The 1,174-nt window shown below is 46.1% G+C and carries 2 protein-coding genes; one reads left to right on the forward strand and one right to left on the reverse strand.

Going from position 1 to position 1,174, the window contains the following annotated elements; genetic code table 11:
• Positions 1-840: tRNA epoxyqueuosine(34) reductase QueG (gene queG / locus A3739_RS14425; protein WP_156502599.1), on the forward strand; the 840-nt coding region annotated here is incomplete at its 5' end.
• Here queG and A3739_RS14430 read toward each other — a convergent pair.
• The coding region (locus tag A3739_RS14430) for a hypothetical protein (RefSeq protein WP_231877085.1) at positions 837-1,174 on the reverse strand (338 nt) is incomplete at its 5' end. The genes queG and A3739_RS14430 overlap by 4 nt on opposite strands.

The raw sequence follows: 1,174 nt of genomic DNA on the forward strand, positions 1-1,174 counted from the left end.
ATATCGGTCAGAATGAATTATCTACCAGAGTCAGCTGGCCACGCGTTAGAACAACTAGAAGATAAAAGCCGCGCTTACATCAGTCGATATACATTAGGACGCGACTACCATAAACTCATTCGAAATCGACTGAAACATCTTATCCACTTTGTTAGAACGAAGAGCGAGTTAGATCTAAATTTCAGAGCATTTGTCGACAGCGCTCCAGTATTAGAACGCGCGATAGCCCAGCGCTCCGGCTTGGGTTGGTTCGGCAAAAACACAATGATTATTCATAGAGAGGCAGGCTCATGGTTTTTTCTCGGCGAGATATACACCAACCTCGCACTACCCATCACACCCAGCTATGAGAAAGAACATTGCGGCCGCTGCACTGCATGCTTAGACATATGCCCAACAAAAGCCTTCACCGCACCCTATGAGCTTGATGCTCGACGTTGCATTTCTTATCTCACGATAGAGAACAAATCAGAAATCCCACTCGAATTTCGCAAAGACATGGGCAACCGAATATTTGGCTGTGATGACTGCCAGCTTGTTTGCCCATGGAATAAATTCGCTCAACATAGCGACCAAGACGATTTCACCCCACGACACGAACTAGACAAAGCAACTTTAGTCAGCTTATTTGGTTGGACAGAAAGTGAATTCTTAGCAAAAACAGAAGGTTCAGCAATAAGACGTACTGGCTATCATGGCTGGCTACGAAACATTGCAGTTGCACTAGGCAACGCACCAACATCAATCGAAGTTATTGAAGCTCTAAAAGCTCACAAAAATCATGAAGACGGCATGGTCCGCGAGCATGTAGCTTGGGCTCTAGCTCAGCATATAGACTAAAGCCTCGATAGTACAAGCCGTTCAAGCTCATCCGCAAGTTCGGTACTTAACATCGGATCACCATGCGAAGGAAGCAGCGCAACTGGGCGTTCCTGATGAATCATATCTAAACACCATTTTTTGAAACTCTTGCGATTCGTGAGCAATAAATATTTGATCACTCGACTCAACTTCAAACCAGGGGCTGCACCCATTATCTTCTGGGTAAAACGCGCTATTGGCTGATTCGACATCCGCGGGTAGTTCAAAAAGCTGTCGCATGTCACCCAGCAGACTTTGCCTTGCTCTCTAACACTTAACCACAAGTCTCCACCTCGATGTCCAGGCGGCGCAA

This window comes from Oleiphilus sp. HI0067 (assembly GCF_001635735.1).